General features: G+C 69.0%; 18 protein-coding genes and 1 pseudogene. 11 read left to right on the forward strand and 8 right to left on the reverse strand.

Annotated features, from left to right (window positions below; translation table 11 throughout):
• The first annotated feature begins 184 nt into the window (after window positions 1-184).
• Window positions 185-1,450: a DUF1800 domain-containing protein gene (locus GRF61_RS18680; RefSeq protein WP_211166075.1), complete on the forward strand. Its 1,266-nt coding sequence runs from the start codon at window positions 185-187 to the stop codon at window positions 1,448-1,450.
• Window positions 1,451-1,467: 17 nt separating this feature from the next.
• Window positions 1,468-2,631 carry a DUF1501 domain-containing protein gene (locus tag GRF61_RS18685; protein WP_169152134.1) on the forward strand — a complete coding sequence of 388 codons (1,164 nt, stop codon included), beginning with the start codon at window positions 1,468-1,470 and terminating at the stop codon, window positions 2,629-2,631.
• 227 nt (window positions 2,632-2,858) lie between these two features.
• Here GRF61_RS18685 and GRF61_RS18690 read toward each other — a convergent pair whose 3' ends face one another.
• Window positions 2,859-3,704 (reverse strand): DMT family transporter, encoded by an 846-nt coding sequence (locus GRF61_RS18690; protein ID WP_169152135.1) that lies wholly within the window; start codon window positions 3,702-3,704, stop codon window positions 2,859-2,861.
• Between the two features lie 230 nt (window positions 3,705-3,934).
• Here GRF61_RS18690 and GRF61_RS24900 point away from each other — a divergent pair, with 230 nt between their 5' ends.
• Both GRF61_RS24900 and GRF61_RS18700 read left to right on the forward strand, forming a co-directional pair.
• The gene (locus GRF61_RS24900; protein ID WP_248281326.1) at window positions 3,935-4,678 is read left to right on the forward strand and encodes an H-NS histone family protein; all 744 of its coding nucleotides are present in this window, start codon (window positions 3,935-3,937) and stop codon (window positions 4,676-4,678) included.
• 346 nt (window positions 4,679-5,024) lie between these two features.
• A complete protein-coding gene (locus GRF61_RS18700) occupies window positions 5,025-5,915 on the forward strand; it encodes a DMT family transporter (RefSeq protein WP_169152136.1) in 891 nt (296 codons plus the stop codon).
• Window positions 5,916-5,963: 48 nt separating this feature from the next.
• Here the strand turns inward: GRF61_RS18700 and GRF61_RS18705 are convergent, their stop codons facing one another.
• From GRF61_RS18705 to nirB, 6 genes are all read right to left on the reverse strand, one after another.
• Window positions 5,964-6,275, reverse strand: a complete 312-nt coding sequence (locus GRF61_RS18705) for a hypothetical protein (RefSeq protein WP_169152137.1) — start codon at window positions 6,273-6,275, stop codon at window positions 5,964-5,966.
• Entirely contained in the window at window positions 6,272-6,505 is a 234-nt protein-coding gene (locus GRF61_RS18710; protein WP_169152138.1) for a hypothetical protein, read from the reverse strand. Before GRF61_RS18710 ends, GRF61_RS18705 begins: the two co-directional genes overlap by 4 nt.
• Before the next feature lie 231 nt (window positions 6,506-6,736).
• Window positions 6,737-8,476 (reverse strand): bifunctional protein-serine/threonine kinase/phosphatase, encoded by a 1,740-nt coding sequence (locus GRF61_RS18715; protein WP_169152139.1) that lies wholly within the window; start codon window positions 8,474-8,476, stop codon window positions 6,737-6,739.
• A gap of 20 nt (window positions 8,477-8,496) precedes the next feature.
• A complete protein-coding gene (locus GRF61_RS18720) occupies window positions 8,497-9,309 on the reverse strand; it encodes a formate/nitrite transporter family protein (RefSeq protein WP_169152140.1) in 813 nt (270 codons plus the stop codon).
• A gap of 84 nt (window positions 9,310-9,393) precedes the next feature.
• Window positions 9,394-9,732, reverse strand: coding sequence for a nitrite reductase small subunit NirD (gene nirD, locus GRF61_RS18725; protein ID WP_169152141.1), 339 nt, complete (start codon window positions 9,730-9,732; stop codon window positions 9,394-9,396).
• Window positions 9,733-9,771: 39 nt separating this feature from the next.
• Entirely contained in the window at window positions 9,772-12,312 is a 2,541-nt protein-coding gene (nirB, locus tag GRF61_RS18730; RefSeq protein ID WP_169152142.1) for a nitrite reductase large subunit NirB, read from the reverse strand.
• Between the two features lie 337 nt (window positions 12,313-12,649).
• On the opposite strand from nirB, the gene GRF61_RS18735 reads away from it, so the two are divergent.
• Both GRF61_RS18735 and GRF61_RS18740 read left to right on the forward strand, forming a co-directional pair.
• Window positions 12,650-13,084, forward strand: coding sequence for a winged helix-turn-helix transcriptional regulator (locus tag GRF61_RS18735; RefSeq protein ID WP_169152143.1), 435 nt, complete (start codon window positions 12,650-12,652; stop codon window positions 13,082-13,084).
• Between the two features lie 104 nt (window positions 13,085-13,188).
• Window positions 13,189-13,666 (forward strand): annotated as a pseudogene (locus GRF61_RS18740) (VOC family protein).
• A gap of 120 nt (window positions 13,667-13,786) precedes the next feature.
• Here GRF61_RS18740 and GRF61_RS18745 read toward each other — a convergent pair.
• Complete coding sequence (locus GRF61_RS18745) at window positions 13,787-14,554, reverse strand: PEP-CTERM/exosortase system-associated acyltransferase (protein WP_348982433.1); 768 nt, start codon at window positions 14,552-14,554, stop codon at window positions 13,787-13,789.
• A 249-nt stretch (window positions 14,555-14,803) separates the two neighbouring features.
• On the opposite strand from GRF61_RS18745, the gene GRF61_RS18750 reads away from it, so the two are divergent.
• From GRF61_RS18750 to GRF61_RS18770, 5 genes are all read left to right on the forward strand, one after another.
• Entirely contained in the window at window positions 14,804-15,127 is a 324-nt protein-coding gene (locus tag GRF61_RS18750) for a helix-turn-helix domain-containing protein (RefSeq protein ID WP_169152145.1), read from the forward strand.
• A 3-nt stretch (window positions 15,128-15,130) separates the two neighbouring features.
• Window positions 15,131-16,237 carry an ACR3 family arsenite efflux transporter gene (gene arsB, locus GRF61_RS18755; RefSeq protein ID WP_169152146.1) on the forward strand — a complete coding sequence of 369 codons (1,107 nt, stop codon included), beginning with the start codon at window positions 15,131-15,133 and terminating at the stop codon, window positions 16,235-16,237.
• On the forward strand, window positions 16,234-16,656 hold the full coding sequence (arsC, locus tag GRF61_RS18760; RefSeq protein ID WP_169152147.1) for an arsenate reductase (glutaredoxin): 423 nt from the start codon (window positions 16,234-16,236) through the stop codon (window positions 16,654-16,656). Before arsB ends, arsC begins: the two co-directional genes overlap by 4 nt.
• Window positions 16,649-17,368, forward strand: a complete 720-nt coding sequence (arsH, locus tag GRF61_RS18765) for an arsenical resistance protein ArsH (protein ID WP_169152148.1) — start codon at window positions 16,649-16,651, stop codon at window positions 17,366-17,368. The genes arsC and arsH overlap by 8 nt, the downstream gene beginning before the upstream one ends.
• Window positions 17,369-17,397: 29 nt before the next feature.
• On the forward strand, window positions 17,398-17,598 hold a 201-nt coding region (locus tag GRF61_RS18770), incomplete at its 3' end, for a chromate transporter (RefSeq protein WP_248281328.1).

Genomic DNA, 17,598 nt, shown 5'->3' on the forward strand with positions numbered 1-17,598 from the left:
CCTCCCCAGCCGGTGACTTGATGTAAAGCCCGCCCGCTCCCGGAAACCCGCCGCGACCCCGCCGGTCGCACCCTGGCACCATCCGCGGGCCAAGCCAGCGCAGGTCCACCCGGCCGCTACCCGCCACGTTGAACAGGCATCCGCCTGCCACCACGCCGCCGCAACAGGGAGGGACGGATCCACCATGAGCCTGGTCCAGCAGTCCATCGCCGCCCACCGTTTCGGCCTCGGCGAGCCCTCCCTCGCCGGCATCGGCGATCCCGTGCGCTGGCTGCAGGCCCAGCTGGCCGCGGCACCGCAAGCCTGGTCGCCGCCGCCCAAGCCGGTGCATGGCGAGCAGGACGCCGAAGAGACCAAACGCCGGCGCTACCGCGACTGGCTGCGCGCAGAAGCAGAAGCGCGCTGGACCCACCAGATCGACAGCGCCGCGCCCTTCGCCGAGCGGCTGGTCACGCTGTGGTGCAACCACTTCACCGTCTCCGCGCTGCGCGGGCCGGTCGCGCCCCTGGTCGGCGCCTTCGAGCGCGATGCCATCCGCCCCCACGCCTGCGGCCGCTTCGGCGACATGCTGCAGGCCGCCACCCTGCATCCGGCCATGCTGCGCTACCTGGACAACGTCCAGTCGGTCGGGCCGGATTCGCCCGCCGGCAGCCGTGGCAAGCGCGGCCTCAACGAAAACCTCGCACGCGAGCTGCTGGAGCTGCACGCCCTGGGCGTGGATGGCGGCTATTCCCAGGACGACGTGCGCGCGCTGGCGGCGGTGCTCACCGGCTGGACGGTGGATGCCGACAGCGGCGAGATGCGCTTCGACGCCCGCCGCCACCAGCCCGGCGCCAAGCACATCCTCGGCCGCCGCTACGCCGAGGACGGCGAGGGCGAGATCCGCGCGGTGCTGCGCGACCTCGCCACCACCCCGGCCTGCGCCCGCCACGTCGCCGACCGGCTGGCGCGCCACTTCGTCGCCGACGAACCACCGCCGGCGCTGGTGCAGGCACTGTCGCGGCACTACCTGGACAGCGGCGGCGACCTCGCCGAAGTCTGCCGCGCCCTGGTCGCCCATCCGCTGGCCTGGGACGCCGGCTTTCCCAAGCTCAAGCTGCCGGAGGAGCTGGGCCTCTCCGCCTACCGCCTGCTGGGCCTGCACCAGCGGGTGTTCGAAGGCGTGGGCGCCAGCGCCCAGGCCATGGGCCAGCGTGTCGGCGCCGCGCCCTCGCCGGCGGGCTGGGCGGACAGCGCCGAAGACTGGCTGGGCACCGACGCCATGTGGAAGCGCATCGAATGGGCAGCGCGGCTGGCCGGCCGGGTGCCGGCGGTGGATGCCCGCAGCCTGGCCGAAAGCAGCCTGGCCGAGCGCCTCGGCCCCGCAAGCCGCGCCGAGATCGCCCGCGCCGACAGCCCGCGCCAGGCCCTCACCCTCTTCCTCGCCGCGCCCGAATTCCAGCGCCGCTGACTGCCCGGAGAAAGCGCATGCCGCTCAGCAGAAGACATTTCCTCCACACCCTGGGCGCCGCCGCCGCGCTGCCGGTCGCCCGCCTTGGCCTGGCCGCGCCCGCCAGCGGCAAGGCCGACGGCGAGCGCCTGGTGTTCGTGCTGCTGCGCGGCGGCCTGGACGGCCTCGCCGCGGTACCGGCGCCCGGCGACCCCGACTACGCCGGCCAGCGCGGCAGCCTCGCCAACCAGGGCGGCGAGCCCTTGGCGCTGGACGGCTTCTTCGCCCTGCATCCGCGCCTTATCGGGTTGCACGGCCTGTGGCAGGCGAAGCAGCTCGCCGTCGTCCACGCGGTCGCCACCCCCTACCGCGAGCGCTCCCACTTCGACGCCCAGCAAGTGCTGGAGAGCGGCGGCATGCAGCCGCACGTGCTCACCACCGGCTGGCTGGGCCGCGCGCTGCAGGCCAGCGGCCGCCAGGGGCTGGCGCTGGCCACCATCCCGCCGCTGGCGCTGCGCGGCGCCGGCGCGGTCGAAACCTGGTCGCCCTCGCGCGCCCCCGAGCCCGATCCGGCGCTGCTGGAGCGGCTGGGGCGGATGTACGAGCAGGATGCCCAGCTCGGCCCGGCGCTCAGCCGCGCGATGGAGCAGCGGGGAGACGGCGGCATGGCCGGCGATGCGGCGGCGCGCGGCGATTTCCTGCAGCTGTCCACCCGCGCCGGCGAATTCCTCGCCGCCGAGCGCGGCCCGCGTGTCGCCATGCTGGAGATGACGGGCTGGGATTCCCACGCCGGCCAGGCCAACCCCAAGGGCGCGCTGCTGCGGGCGCTGGGTCAGCTGGACGATGGCCTGATGGCGCTGCAGGCGGCGCTGGGCCCGGCCTGGGCGCGCACCACCGTCGTCGTCGTCTCGGAATTCGGCCGCACCGTGCGGGAGAACGGCACCCGCGGCACCGACCACGGCACCGCCGGCGCTGCCTTCGTGCTCGGCGGCCGGGTGGCCGGCGGCAAGGTGCTGGGCGACTGGCCCGGCCTCGCCAGCGCCAGCCTGCACCAGGACCGCGACCTGCGCGCCACCATCGACCTGCGCGCGCTGCTCGCCGCTCTCGCCGGCCCGGCGCTCGGCCTGGGCCGCAGGCAATTGGCGGAAACGGTGTTTCCCGGCAGCCAGGGATTGAAGCCGGTGGAGGGCTTGCTGGCCTGAAGCCGGCGTGGCTCCAGCGGTGCCGGCTATGGCCGGACCAGGCGTCCCCGGCCCGGCCGCTGCCTTCGGGCTGTGGCCAGGGGGCCGGCAATTGCAGACCGGCGCGGCCGTCCGGACCGGGCTTGTCCAAGCCCGCTTGCCGCAAGGCGCTGCAGTTGGCCCAGGCGAAACCGGAGGGGCTGGGGTGAAAGGCGGCGCGGGGTATTTCTTGTCTGCCGCCGGACAGCTCAGCCCGTCGTCCGTTTCCCGGTGATCACCAGCGCGATCCCCGCCAGGATGGCGACGGAGGTCAGCAGCAGCCGCAGCGTGAGCGGCTCGCCCAGGAAGAGCACCCCGCCCACCGCGGTGATCACCGGCACGCTCAGCTGTATCGTCGCCGCGCTGGTCGCGCGCAAGGCCGGCAGCACCGAATACCAGATCGCATAACCCAGGCCGGAGGCCAGCGCGCCGGAGGCGACGGCATAGCCGATGCCGGCCGGGCTTAGCGCGGCGTGCTGCAGCGTCAGCAGGCTGAGCACGGCAGCGAAGGGCAGGGCGCGGATGAAGTTGCCGGCGGTGCTGGCGGTGGCCCTGGCGACGCCGCGGCCGCGCAGGGAATACACGCCCCAGGCGATGCCGGCGGCGATCATCAGCAGCGCGCCCCGCAGCGGCGGTGCCGAGAGCCCCGGCAGCATCAGCCCGATCAGCCCGCCGGCGGCCAGCAGCAGGCCGCCGCCCTGCAGCAGGTTCAGCCGCTCGCCGCGCCACAGGCCGTAGCCGATCATGGTCGCCTGCACGGCGCCGAACAACAGCAAGGCGCCGGCCGCCGCCGGCAGGCTGAGGTAGGCGAAGGAAAAACCGGCCGCATAGGCGAACAGGGCGAAGGCGGAAATCCAGCTGCCGTGGCCGGCGCCGCCGCCCTCCTGGCGGCGCACCAGCAGCCACAGCATCAGCGCGCCCGAAGCCAGCCGCAGCGCGCTGAAACTGGCGGCGTCGATATGGCCCTCGCGCAGGGCGATGCGGCATAGCAGGGAATTGCCGGCGAAGGCGATCATGGCGACCACCACCAGCTGAAGCAGCGTGCTCTTGCGCATGGCGCATGTCTCCGTTGCCGGTCGGTCTGGACTGCCGGCTTATCGTTTTTCGGATTCGCCACTGAATGCGGGCGGTGGCGGATTCTAGGCCGGCTGCACCCTTGTACGCATCCCGTCTGCCGCCACGCCTGGGGCCGTTGGCCCCGAAAACAGGGCGGGACGCGGGTGCACGCGGGGCGGCCGGCGTACTTTATTCCGCGCGTATCGCCATTCCGCCGACGGAGATTTCATTGTTTTCCGGTTTGGCGGCGGGGAGCAGTAATTCCGCTGCCGCTGCAGGCTCAATTGCCACGGCGGTGAAACTAGTCGGCGGCCAATTCGATCGCCATGCCGATTCCGCTTTGCCGGCCAGCTGCGACAGTATTTCCGCGGCGGCGCCGGCGATGAATTACCCCCCCCCCCCCGGCAATCGCGGCTGGCCCGCGCGGGTTTGTGCGCCGCCGTGGATTCCCGAAAAAGCCGATGTGCGGGAAATTCCGTATATCGACGGGGCCCGGGTTCGAGCGCAATTTATTGCGGGCGTGGTAATCTCGCCGCTTTTGAAAATCAGCGGGAAAACCATGCAGGATTTGAAGTCGTATTCGCTTAGCGACCTGAAGAAGCTCTGTGTCCAGATCGAAAAAGAAATCGAGAAACGGGCGACAGGCGCGAAAAAAGCGCTGATACGCAAGCTCGAGAAGATGGCCCAGGCGGAAGGGCTGGAATTGAGCGACCTGCTGGACGGCGCTCCCGCCCGCAAAGCTCCGGTCAAGGAAGCCAAGGCCAAGGCGCCCAAGGCCACCAAGGCCGCCAAGCCGGTGAAGGCCAAGGCCGAGAAGCAGCCGGCGGAAAAGAAGGAAGCGCTGCCGCCGGTGTATTTCAATCCGCTGAACCCGAAGGAAGGCTGGTCCGGCCGCGGCCGCAAGCCGAATTGGGTCATCAATTGGCTGGGCAACGGCGGCGAGCTGGACGACCTGAAGAAAAAGCGCAGCTGAGTTTCCGTCGCCGCCAATTCCTATACCGCGCCTGTACCGCGGCGAGAGAGTCGGGCGCAATCGACAGCCTCATGGAAACATGGGGCTGTTTGTTTTCTGCCGCCGCCGGACATGCCGCCAGCCTGCGGCCCACTGTTACGCCCGCAAAAGCGCATGACTGGATCTGTCCGATTCGAGCGCGGAGTGATTTACTTGCGATCTCGTTCCGGAATTCACCGACCTGGGTCCAGCAGGTCTGCCGGAGCGGATTCCGGGCCCCCTGCGGGGCCTTTCCCGTGCCAGCCGCGAGCCGCCGAATGACCCCCATGCCGCCGAATTTCACCTGCGCCGAAAAGCGGATGCGGACATGAGCGATATATTCAGGGGCAGGCTGGCTGCCGGATTTGTCGTGCTGTGCTGGTCCGGCTTCAATATCGTTTCCCGCTTCGGCAGCACCGGCACCTTCACCGCCTTCGATCTCGGTGCCCTGCGTTTCGGCGTGTCCGCCGCGATCGCCCTGCCTTTCTTCCTGCGCCTGGTGCCGCGCGGCGACTGGCCTCGGCATGCGGCGCTGGCCTGCTTTGGCGGGCTGGGTTATGCGCTGCTGGTGTATGCCGGCTTCCAGTTCGCGCCCAGCGCCCATGCCGGTGTCTTCGTAAATGGCGGCATTCCGTTCTGGACGGTGATCATTCTGGCGGCGGGCGCCGGTTTCCGCCTTCCCCGGCATGTCTTGATCGCCTTGCTGCTGTCCACCGCCGGGCTGGTGCTGATAGGCGCCGAGAGCCTGTTCGCGCCGCAGCGCGCCGGCACCTGGATAGGCGATCTGCTGTTCTTCGCCGCCGCGGCCTGCTGGGCGGTATTCGGCCTGCTGACCCGGCACTGGCGAATTGCGCCGCAGCGTGCGGTGCTGGGTATCGCGAGTATTTCCGCGGTGGTCTATCTGCCCGTTTATCTGGCCTTCCTGCCGAAGGCGATACAGCAGGCCGGCTGGCCGGACCTGTTGTTGCAGGGAATCTATCAAGGCGTGATCGCCGCCATGCTGGCGGCCGGCATGTACAGCTATGCCAACCACAAAATAGGCGCCAGCCAGGCGGCGATGGCCCTGGCATTGGTGCCGGCGGTTTCCGCCATCGGCGCCAGCCTGCTGATAGACGAGGCCATCAGCCTGACGGCTGCGATCGGCATCGTCATCGTATCGGCCGGTGCGCTGTTCGGCGCCCTGCAGCGGAACACGGCCGTGGCGCCGGCAGGGCGTTAACCGCCGCTTCCCGCCTGGGCGGCGGAACTGGCCAGGGCGCGGAGCGGTTCAGCGCAGCGCGGCGAGGAAGCGCTGGCGCGCCTCCTCCAGTTCCGCCTGCGCCGCCTCGTCGGTGAGCGTCAGCGCCTTGCGGTGATAGCTCTCGAAAGCCGCCAGCACCCTGGCCGCGTCCACCGTGCGCGCGCTGCTTTCCTGCGCCACCGCCGGTGGCGCTTCGCCCGGTACCGGCTGCAATACCGCATGCTTGGGAATGAACGCCGTGCCGCCGGAATCTCCGGCGGCGGTCATCGGGCCGGTCTTGGTATAGGTGATGCCTTTCCACTGGAAACGGGCGCCTATCGGGAGGTGATCGATTTTCATGAGGTTTGTACAGCCTTGTTCGAGGGCCAGGAGTTTAATCCGGCGGTGCCCTTCCAGGCTGAGTGTGGATTGGCCGGTCTTGATCGTCCGATATGCTGCCGGCGGTATTCCTTGAGCGGCATTTCGTGAAGCGCAGCCTGCATCAGCGCAATTGCCGAAGTGATTTCAATCGACTGGAATTCAGCCCTGTCGATATGTTGGCCAGCGATCTGGATGAGGCTTGCGTCCATTACGCCAGGGTTTTCGGCGCGGGTATTTCGGAGAAGCTGGCGTGGCAGATCCCCGGCCAGGGGTGATCTGCTGATGCCCCGCGGGGCGGATCTTCTGCTTGCGGAAGCGCTTTGGCGATTTCTCCATCGGGATACTGAAAGCGCACGGGCTGGAGGAATTCATGGCCGATGCCTTCGCCGGATGATTTCCGGCGCGTGGTATTTCGCGTGGTGAATTGCGCCGGCCGGAATTCAATTCGCCCCGGAGACGATGAAGGCCAGCAAACCCAGCGCCGTCATTCCCGACAGCAGCGCCACGCATTTCCAGAACAGCACCGGATCGCGCTCGGCCAGCGGCATGCGCTGCACGCGCCGGAATGCCGGGCCGGGGTTTTTCAGGTCGTAGAGGAATTCGGAGACGGCTTCCTGCCGTTTCGCCGGCCGGGGGTTGAGCGCCTTGGCGAGCACCGCGTCCAGCCAGGCGGGCAGTTCGGGGCGCAGATGGCGCAGCGGGATGTAGCGCAGCCGGCGCAGGTCCTGCGGCGTGCGTACCCGGCTGGCGGCGAGGCCGTAGGGCAGCTGGCCGGTGAACATCTGGTAGCTCAGGGCGGCGAGGGCGAACAGGTCGCTGGCCGGCGTGGCCGGGTCGCCGAGCAGGCACTCCGGCGCCAGGTACTGCAGGGTGCCGGGCGGCGGCGCTGCGTCCGGTTCGCCCAGGCTTTCGGCCAGGCCGGCGACATGCACGCTGGCGAGGTCGATGAGCCGCACGGTGCCGTGGCGGTCGATCATGATGTTTTCCGGGCGCAGGTCGCGGTGCAGCATGTCGCGGCCATGCAGGGCCTGCAGGCCGTGGGCGATCTGGTCGACGAGGCCGCGCACGGTGTCCGGCGGCGGGCGGGGATGGTCGGTCATCCACTGCGCCAGGGTCTGGCCTTCGATGTATTCCAGGGCGACGTAGAGGTGCTGGCGGCGGCGTTCGCCCGGCCAGGCCTTGATGACGTGCGGGCTGTCCACCCGTCGCGCCACCCATTCCTCCAGCACGAAGCCATCCAGGTAGCGCGGGTCGTCGCGCAGATCGACCGCGGGTGTCTTCAGCACCAGCTGGCGGCCGCTGTCGGCATCCACCGCCAGCAGCACATGGCTGCGCGCGCTGACCTGCAGTTCGCGGACGATGGTGAAGCCCTCGAAGGCCTGCCGCGGTTTCAGCGCTGGCGGCAGCGCCAGGCCTTCGCGGCGCAGCGCGGCCTGGGGCGCGCCGGGGGCGGGCAGGGCGTCGATGCGCAGCAACTGCAGGGTGGCGTCGTCGCGGCTGCCGGCGGCGCGGGCCTGGGCGACCAGTTCGGCGGCGGCGCGGTCGAGGTCGTCCGGGTGGCGCGCCAGCGCGGCGTGTATGGCGGCTGCGCCCAGGTGTTCATAGGCGCCGTCGGTGGCCAGCAGGTAGAGCTCGCCGGCTTCGGCTTCCCAGCTGCGGTAGTCGATCTCCAGCCGCGGCCCGGTGCCCAGCGCGCGGGCGAGGTAGCTCTCGCTCGTGGAGTGACGGACGCGGTGGTCTTCGGTGAGCTGTTCCAGCGCCTGTGGATGCAGCCGGTAGATGCGCGAGTCGCCCACATGCAGCAGGTGCAGGTCGCGGCCCTTGAGGATGAGGGCGCTGAAGGTGCAGACGTAGCCCCTGTCCTTGTCGAAGCGGCCTTCGCTGCGCTGGGTCTGGCCATGCAGCCAGGCGTTGGTGGCGCCGAGCACGCGCTGGGCGGCGCGGCGCACCGTCCAGGCCTCCGAGGTGGCGTAGTAGTCCTCCAGGAAGGCGCCGACGGCAGTCTGGCTGGCGAGGTGGCCGACGCTGCTGGTGCTGATGCCGTCGGCCAGCGCCAGGGCGATGCCCTTGGTCGCCAGCAGGCTGCCGCTGGGCAGTACCGCGCCGTGGAAGTCCTGGTTGGTGGGGTGCGCGCCGGCCAGCGAGTGCTGGCCGACGGTGACGCGCGGGGCGCTGGCCACGGCGGACCTGGCGGCGGAGCTCAGGCCGCCTTGCGCTTGGGCGCGGTCTTGTAGTGGGTGGAGTACAGCGTGGCGCCGACGAAGGTGAGGCCGCCGACCAGGTTGCCGATCACGGTGGGGATCTCGTTCCAGATCATGTAGTCCATGAAGGTGAACTGGCCGCCCAGCATCAGGCCGGAGGGGAAGAGGTACATGTTCACGATGCTGTGCTCGAAGCCCATGTAGAAGAACACCAGGATGGGCATCCACATGGCGATGACCTTGCCGGAGACGCTGGTGGACATCATGGCGGCGACCACGCCGGTGGAGACCATCCAGTTGCACATCACCGCGCGCACGAACAGCGTCAGCATGCCGGCGGCGCCGTGGGCGGCGTAGCCGATGGTGCGGCCTTCGCCGATGTGGCCGATCTTCTGGCCGATGGCATTGGGCGCCTCGGTGAAGCCGTTGGTGAAGATGATGGCCATGAACACCGCCACCGTCATCGCGCCGGCGAAGTTGCCGACGAACACCAGGCTCCAGTTGCGCATCACCCCGCTCCAGGTGGCGCCGGGGCGGCGGTCGAACACCGCCAGCGGGGCCAGCGTGAATACGCCGGTGAGCAGGTCGAAGCCCAGCAGGTAGAGCATGCAGAAGCCCACCGGGAAGAGCAGGGCACCGAGCAGCGGGTTGCCGGTGTTCACCGTGATCGAGACGGCGAATGCGGCGGCCAGCGCCAGGATGGCGCCCGCCATGTAGGCGCGGATCAGGGTGTCGCGGGTGGACATCAGGAGTTTGGATTCGCCGGCATCGATCATCTTGGTGACGAATTCGGCGGGAGCCAGGTATGCCATGGTGGTGCCTCTTGAAGGATGGTGTGCTTGTTTTGGGGGCCGGCGTTCCGGGGAAGCGCGGGTATCTGGATGGGATGAGGGGGCTCAGCCGGGGGCGACCATCACGCTGTCGCCGTTGAGGCGCACCGGGTAGCTGCGCACCGAGTGCTCAGGGGTTTCCAGGCAGGCGCCGGTGCGCAAGTCGAAGTGGTTCTTGTACAGCGGCGAGGCGACGACGAGCTGCTCGCCCAGATTGCCGACCAGGCCGCGCGACAGCACGCTGGCGCCGGAGCGGGGGTCGATGTTGTCGATGGCGTAGAGCTGGTCGCCGGCCAGGCGGAAGATGGCGATGTGGCGGTCTTCCACCAGGGCGCAGACGCCGGTGCCGGGCAGGATGTCGGCCAGGCTGCAGACGGCGGTCCAGTGCGGGCTTGCTGTGTGCATGTTCGGTTTCCTCTATCGGGTGGGTGAGGCGCGGGCGCCTCAGACGGCCATTTCCGGCGCGGCGCCGGCGCTGGCGGCTTCGCGTTCTTCGGCGCGGGCGGGGCGGATCTGGCCGCGCTCCTCGACGAAGACGATGCGCGTATCCGGCCGGCCGTCATTGACGAAGGTGCGGAAGCGCTTGCGCACCTCCGGGCTGGTGACGGCGGTTTTCCACTCGCACTGGTAGGTCGCCACCACGTGCGCCATCTGCGCTTCCAGCTCGGCGGCGAGGCCCAGGCTGTCCTGCACCACCACCTCCTTCAGGTAGTCCAGGCCGCCTTCCAGGTTGTCGCGCCAGGTGCTGGTGCGCTGCAGGCGGTCGGCGGTGCGCACGTAGAACATCAGGAAGCGGTCGATGAGGCGTACCAGCGTGTCCTTGTCCAGGTCGCTGGCGAGCAGCTCGGCGTGGCGCGGCTTCATGCCGCCGTTGCCGCAGACGTAGAGGTTCCAGCCCTTTTCGGTGGCGATCACGCCCACGTCCTTGCCCTGCGCCTCGGCGCATTCGCGGGTGCAACCGGACACGCCGAACTTGATCTTGTGCGGCGCGCGCAGGCCCTTGTAGCGGTTCTCCAACTCCACCGCGAGGCCGACGCTGTCGCCCACGCCGTAGCGGCACCAGGTGGAGCCGACGCAGCTCTTCACCGTGCGCAGGGATTTGCCGTAGGCATGGCCGGACTCGAAGCCGGCGGCGATCAGCTCTTCCCAGATCGCCGGCAGCTGCTCCAGCCGGGCGCCGAACATATCCACCCGGGCGCCGCCGGTCACCTTGGTGTAGAGGCCGTACTTCTTCGCCACCTGGCCGACGGCGATCAGGCCGTCCGGCGTCACCTCGCCGCCGGGCATGCGCGGCACCACCGAGTAGCTGCCGTCCTTCTGGATGTTGCCGAGGAAGTAGTCGTTGCTGTCCTGCAGGCTGGCCAGCTCCTGCTTGAGCACGAATTCGTTCCAGCAGGAGGCGAAGATGCTGGCGGCGGTCGGCTTGCAGATGTCGCAGCCCAGGCCCTTGCCGTGTCGGGCGATGAGTTCACCGAAGCTCTTGATGTTGCCCACCTTGATGAGGTGGAACAGCTCCTGGCGGGAGTAGGGAAAGTGCTCGCACAGGTGGTTGTTCACCGCCATGCCCAGGCGGGCCATCTCCGCCTTCATCACCTGGGTGACCAGTGGCACGCAGCCGCCACAGGTGGCGCCGGCCTTGATGCAGGCCTTGAGCGCGCCTGTGGTGGTGGCGCCGTCGGCCACCGCGGCGCAGATGTCGCCCTTGCTGACGTTGTTGCAGGAGCAGATCTGGGCGCTGTCGGGCAGCGCATCCACGCCCAGGCCGGGTTTGGCCTTGCCGTCGCTGGCGGGGAGGATGAGGAATTCCGGGTCGGCCGGCAGGGCGATGCGGTTTAGCGCCAACTGCAGCAGGGTGCCGTATTCGTCCGCGTTGCCGACCAGCACCGCGCCCAGCAGCTGCTTGCCGTCGGCGCTCACCACGATCTTCTTGTAGATGCGCTTGCACTCGTCCATGTAGCGGAAGCTGCGGCTGTCCGGCGTGCGGCCCTGGGCGTCGCCTATGCTGGCCACGTCCACGCCCATCAGCTTGAGCTTGGTGCTCATGTCGGCGCCGCCGAAGGCCGTGTCCGTCTGGCCGGTGATGTGGCGGGCGGCCACCCGCGCCATGTCGTAGCCGGGCGCGACCAGGCCGAACAGCTGGTCGCGCCAGGCGGCGCATTCGCCGATGGCGTAGATGTCCGGATCGCTGCTGCGGCACTGGTCGTCTACCGCGATGCCGCCGCGGGCGCCCACCGCCAGCGCGTTCTGGCGGGCCAGGATGTCCTGCGGCCGGATGCCGGCGGAGAACACGATCATGTCCGCTTCCAGGTGGCTGCCGTCGGCGAACACCATGCGGTGGCGGGCGCGGGCGCCGTCGGTGATCTCCAGCGTGTTGCGGCTGGTATGCACCCGCACGCCCAGCTCCTCGATCTTGCCGCGCAGGATGCGACCGCCGTCGTCGTCCACCTGTACCGCCATCAGCCGCGGCGCGAACTCCACCACATGGGTCTCCAGGCCGAGGTCGCGCAGGGCCTTGGCGCACTCCAGGCCGAGCAGGCCGCCGCCCACCACCACGCCGCTGCGGCTGCGCGCGCCGGCCTCGGTCATCGCCTCCAGGTCTTCGATGGTGCGGTAGACGAAACAGTCCGCGCGGTCGTTGCCCGGCACCGGCGGCACGAAGGGCACCGAGCCGGTGGCGATCACCAGCTTGTCGTAGGGCAGCACCTCGCCGCTGGCGGTGGTCACCGTTCTGGCGCGACGGTCCAGGGCGGCGGCACGGGTGTTGAGGCGCAGGGCGAAGCCGCTGTTCTCGAAGAAGCCGGGGGCGACCAGCGAGAGATCGTCGGCGCTCTTGCCGGCGAAGAATTCGGAGAGATGGACCCGGTCGTAGGCCGCGCGCGGTTCTTCGCACAGCACGGTGACTTCGGTGCCGGGCTGGCGCAGCTGCGCGAGTTCTTCGAGGAACTTGTGGCCAACCATGCCGTGGCCGATGAGAAGTATCTTCATGCTCGTATCACTCAGTCGCCGGAGGACTTCGCGTGATACCCGTGAGCCTGGACAGGTCATGAGCATGAAGGCCTCCGCGGAACGCGGTTCGATAGGGGTTCGGATTGGCCGGAAGGCGGCGACGCTGCTGCCGTCCGGGTCCCACCATCGTTGGCGGAGGCTTTGCCCGCGCATCTTTGCAGCGGGCGATGGTGAAAAAGCACGTTCCGTGCCTGTCCGCCACCCGGCGTAGTTACGGGCTTTGCGAGGCGAGCCAGGGGTTCCGGCGCGTGATTCCGGCCCTTTTTTGGTGCGTTGCATCACCGATTTGGTGAATGCCGCCGGAAAGGAGAAAGCGATGAACGAGATGGAAAAGGCCGCCGCCGGCCTGCTGTACGGCGCCAAATTGCGACCCGCAACCGCGCGGCCGGCGCGAGGCGGCCAAGGCCAGGCTGTTCGAGTTCAAGCGCATGCCGCCCGGCGAGCACGCGCGGCGCGCAACATCCTGTCCGACCGCCTGCGCAAGCTGGTCGAAGCCGGCATCCTGGAAACCCGGGCGGCGTCGGACGGCACCGCCTACCAGGAGTACGTGCTGACGATCAAGGGTGAGGGCATCTTCCCGGTGGTGGTGGCGCTGCGGCAGTGGGGTGAGCGGCAGCTGTTTGCCGGCGGCGAACGCCATTCGGAACTGATCGAAAAAAGCACCGGCCAGCCGATTCCCTTCATGTCGCCCAAGGCTGGCAATGGCGCCGAACTGGCGCCGGCCGAGACGGAAGTGCGCAAGCTGCGTTGAGTTCAGGGCGTGTGGGCGATGCCACCGCATATCCGGATTGCCCTGCACCCGTTTCCGCTGGCTTTTCTGCCTGCGCCTCGCGGGCCCGGAACTGGAGAACGACCATGGCTTGCAGGAACACCATCTGCCTCTGGTACGACGGCGATGCGCTGGAGGCGGCGCAGTTCTACGCAGCCACCTTCCCGGATAGTGCGCTAGGCGCGGTCAACCGCGCACCGGGCGATTTCCCCTCCGGCCGGGAGGGCGACGTGCTGACGGTTGAATTCACCGTGATCGGCATTCCCTGCCTGGGCCTGAATGGCGGGCCGGCGTTCAGGCACAGCGAGGCCTTCTCCTTCCAGGTGGCCACCGAAGACCAGGCGGAGACCGACCGCCTGTGGAACGCCATCGTCGGCAATGGCGGGCAGGCGAGCGCCTGCGGCTGGTGCAAGGACAAGTGGGGCCTTTCCTGGCAGATCACGCCGCGGGCGCTCAGCGAGGCGATCACCGATCCCGACCGCGCGGCGGCGAAGCGTGTCTTCGACGCGATGATGCGGATGGGAAACCGACATCGCCACCATAGAGGCGGCGCGGCGGGGCTGAAACGGGCCGGCTGCTACGGGGCTGCGTGGCCGCCCGGTCCGCCGGGGCGCTCATGAGGGGAGGCGGCGCTTCGGTGGCGGTTTCGCCATGCCTCGTCACTGGCGCGCGGCGCGCGGTGCCTCAGGCAACCAGTTCTTCGTCCGGGGCGGCCTGCGCGTAGCCCTGTTCCAGGTCTTCATTCACCGCGGTCCAGATCGGCCTGAGCAGATGCCGCAGGTCGCGGATGATGGCCTGTACGTCCATCACCGAGGGCACGCGCAGGCCGCGATGCTCCACCGGATCGCCGATCTGCCGGATGTCCACGCCCAGCTTGCGGAAGTGGGCCGCCAGCCGCGGTTCGGTCAGCACGAACAGGGTGTCGATGCCATTGCGCGCGGCCATCGATACCGCGGCCAGGTAGAGGCCGATGGAGATGTAGGGGAAGCGCGGCTGCGTGCCGGTGCCGTAATCCTCGTCGCTGAGGGTGACCGCGCGGTGGCCCTCTCCCTTGCGGCGGCGGTAGAGGCTGCGCACCGCCAGCCGGGAAACCTCGGCGATGCGCCTGCGCTGCAGCTTCGCCGGGTCGAGCAGGGAGCGGTCCAGGGTGCCGGCGGTGATGCGCTCGAAGGGCAGGGGCGCATGCGGATCGGCCGGATTCACCAGCACGATACGGGTGCAGCCCGCCGACACGCCGGGGTCGGCTGCGCTGCTGATCAGGCAATGCAGGCTGTGGGCATCGTACTTGTCGCTCTCCAGGCGGTCGGGCCGCTCCGGCTCGAATCCCAGTTCCTCGCAATACACCTCATGCCGGATGCGATAGCCCTCGTCGCGCAAGGCGCCCGTGGTTGCCGGAACTATCCTGTAGTGCTTCCTGAAGCCCAGCCCCAGGTTCAGTTGATCGACGCTCAACGTGCTCTCCAATAAGACCATCCATTAGACATGGTCTTGCCCCCTGTTTGGAAGGACGGAATTGGCACTGACGCGGTTTGCCAGGACGGCGGGCGGCCGGGCTGCGGGCGGAAGCGGCGCTCGCGGGAGGGCTCGCCGGGCCGGTAGGCGGGTTTACCACCTTAGTAGGATGGCTGCGTGTCGGCGCCGCGGAAGGCGCTCTGCCGCATGGGATGGCTGATGATTCAATGAGTGTTGTAATATCGAACGATGAATGAAGATCAAGCCATCTCCGCCCTCGGCGCCCTGGCCCATGCCCAGCGGCTGCGTGTATTCCGTGCCCTGGTGGTGGCCGGGCCGGATGGGCTTACGCCCAGTGTGCTGGCCGAGCGCCTCGACGTGGCGCGCAACACCCTGTCCTTCCATCTCAAGGAACTGGCCCACGCCGGCCTGGTGACGGTGGAGCAGCAGGGCCGCAACCTGATCTACCGGGCGGAGTACCGCCTCATGAACGGCCTCATCGGCTACCTGACCGAGCATTGCTGCGAAGGCGGCGCCTGCGAGGTCTCCGACGTTTCCCGCTGCGACTGCTGAGCCATGCCCCCGATCCATTCCAAAGCCATTCCCCGTGCGCCGGCCGCCAGCGGCATGAGCATGTTCGAGCGCTATCTCACGCTGTGGGTGGCGCTGTGCATTGTTGCCGGCGTAGCTCTCGGCCAGCTTGCGCCGCAGGCCTTCCAGGCCATAGGCCGGTTGGAGGTGGCGCAGGTCAACATGCCGGTGGGGCTGCTGATCTGGGTGATGATCGTGCCCATGTTGCTGAAGGTGGATTTCGGCGCCCTCGGCCAGGTGCGGCAACACTGGCGTGGCATCGGCGTGACGCTGTTCATCAACTGGGCGGTGAAGCCCTTCTCCATGGCCTTGCTGGGCTGGCTCTTCATCCGCCAGGTTTTCGCCCCCTGGCTGCCGGCGGAGCAGCTGGACAGCTACGTGGCAGGGCTGATCCTGCTGGCGGCGGCGCCCTGCACCGCGATGGTCTTCGTCTGGAGCCGGCTGACCGGCGGCGATCCGGTATTCACCCTGTCCCAGGTGGCGCTCAACGACACCATCATGGTCTTCGCTTTTGCCCCCATCGTCGGGCTGCTGCTGGGGCTGTCGTCCATCAGCGTGCCCTGGGACACCTTGCTGGTCTCGGTGGCGCTCTACATCGTCATCCCGGTGGTGCTGGCGCAGCTGTGGCGGCGCGCCCTGCTGCGCCGGGGCAAGGCCGCCTTCGACCGGGCGCTGGCCCGCCTGGGGCCGCTCTCCATGGCGGCGCTGCTGGCCACGCTGGTGCTGCTGTTCGCCTTCCAGGGGCAGGCCATCTTGGCGCAGCCGCTGGTGATCCTGATGCTGGCCGTGCCCATCCTGATCCAGGTCTTCCTCAACGCCGGCCTGGCCTACTGGCTCAACCGCCGGGTTGGCGAGAGGCACGACATCGCCTGCCCCTCGGCGCTGATAGGCGCAAGCAACTTCTTCGAGCTGGCGGTGGCGGCGGCCATCAGCCTGTTCGGTTTCCACTCGGGCGCGGCGCTGGCGACGGTGGTGGGCGTGCTCATCGAGGTACCGGTGATGCTGCTGGTGGTGCGCATCGTCAATCGCAGCCGCGGCTGGTACGACGCCGGTGCCGGCCGCACACGCGAACTTCCTGAGGCAGGCAGATGAGCACCATCACCGTCTATCACAACCCCGATTGCGGCACCTCGCGCAACACCCTGGGCCTGATCCGCAACTCCGGCGAAGAGCCGCGGATCATCGAGTACCTGAAGACGCCGCCAGACCGCGCCACGCTGGAGCGGCTGATCGCGGTGATGGGCATGCCGGTGCGCGAGTTGCTGCGGATCAAGGGCACGCCCTACCAGGAGCTGGGGCTGGCCGATCCGAAGTGGTCCGATGATGACTTGATCGGCTTCATGCTGCAGCACCCCATCCTGATCAACCGCCCCATCGTCGTCACCCCGCTGGGTACCCGCCTGTGCCGCCCCTCGGAAGTGGTGCTGGAGATCTTGCCCCGGCCCCAGCAGGGCGCGTTCACCAAGGAAGACGGTGAAGTGGTGATCGACGCGGAGGGCCGCCGTGTCTGAGCTCGACGATCTGCCCAACCTGGATGCCGCGCTGTTCCGGCAAGCCGAGCCGGGCGCACTGTTCCCGGCCCAGCGCGCCGCGCATGCCCCCCGTTTCCTGCTGCTCTACGGCTCTCTGCGCGAGCGCTCATACAGCCGCCTGGTGGCGGAGGAGGCGGCGCGGGTGCTGCGCGCGCTCGGCGGCGAGACGCGCATGTTCAATCCCTCCGGCCTGCCCCTGGTGGATGACGCCGGCGAGGATCATCCCAAGGTGCAGGAGCTGCGCGAACTGGTGCAATGGGCCGAGGGCATGGTGTGGAGTTCGCCGGAGCGGCATGGCGCCATGACCGGCGTGATGAAGACCCAGATCGACTGGATCCCGCTGTCGCTTGGCGCGTTGCGGCCCACCCAGGGCAAGACGCTGGCGGTGATGCAGGTGTGCGGCGGCTCGCAATCCTTCAACGCGGTGAACCAGATGCGGGTGCTGGGGCGCTGGATGCGCATGCTGACCATCCCGAACCAGTCCTCGGTGGCCAAGGCCTACCAGGAGTTCGACGAGGCTGGGCGGATGAAACCCTCGCCGTACTACGACCGGGTGGTGGACGTGATGGAGGAGTTGATGAAGTTCACCCTGCTGACTCGCGACGCCGCCGCCTGCCTGGTGGACCGCTACAGCGAGCGCAAGGAGTCGGCCGCGGCGCTGGCCCGGCGGATGCGGCAAGAGGCGCTGTGATGCCGCCGCCCGCCCGGAGCCAGGACAGCATGGGCCGCATCTTCCTGCTGTTCCTGCGCCTGGGGCTGAGCTCCTTTGGCGGGCCGGTGGCGCACCTGGGTTACTTCCGCGCCGAATTCGTCGACCGCCGCCGCTGGCTGGACGATCGCAGCTATGCCGAGCTGCTCGCGCTGTGCCAGTTCCTGCCCGGGCCGGCCAGCAGCCAGGTCGGCATGGCGCTGGGGCTGGGG

Origin of the sequence: Azoarcus sp. TTM-91 (assembly GCF_012911025.1) — a bacterium.
In the GTDB taxonomy this organism is placed as follows: Bacteria; Pseudomonadota; Gammaproteobacteria; order Burkholderiales; family Rhodocyclaceae; genus Azoarcus.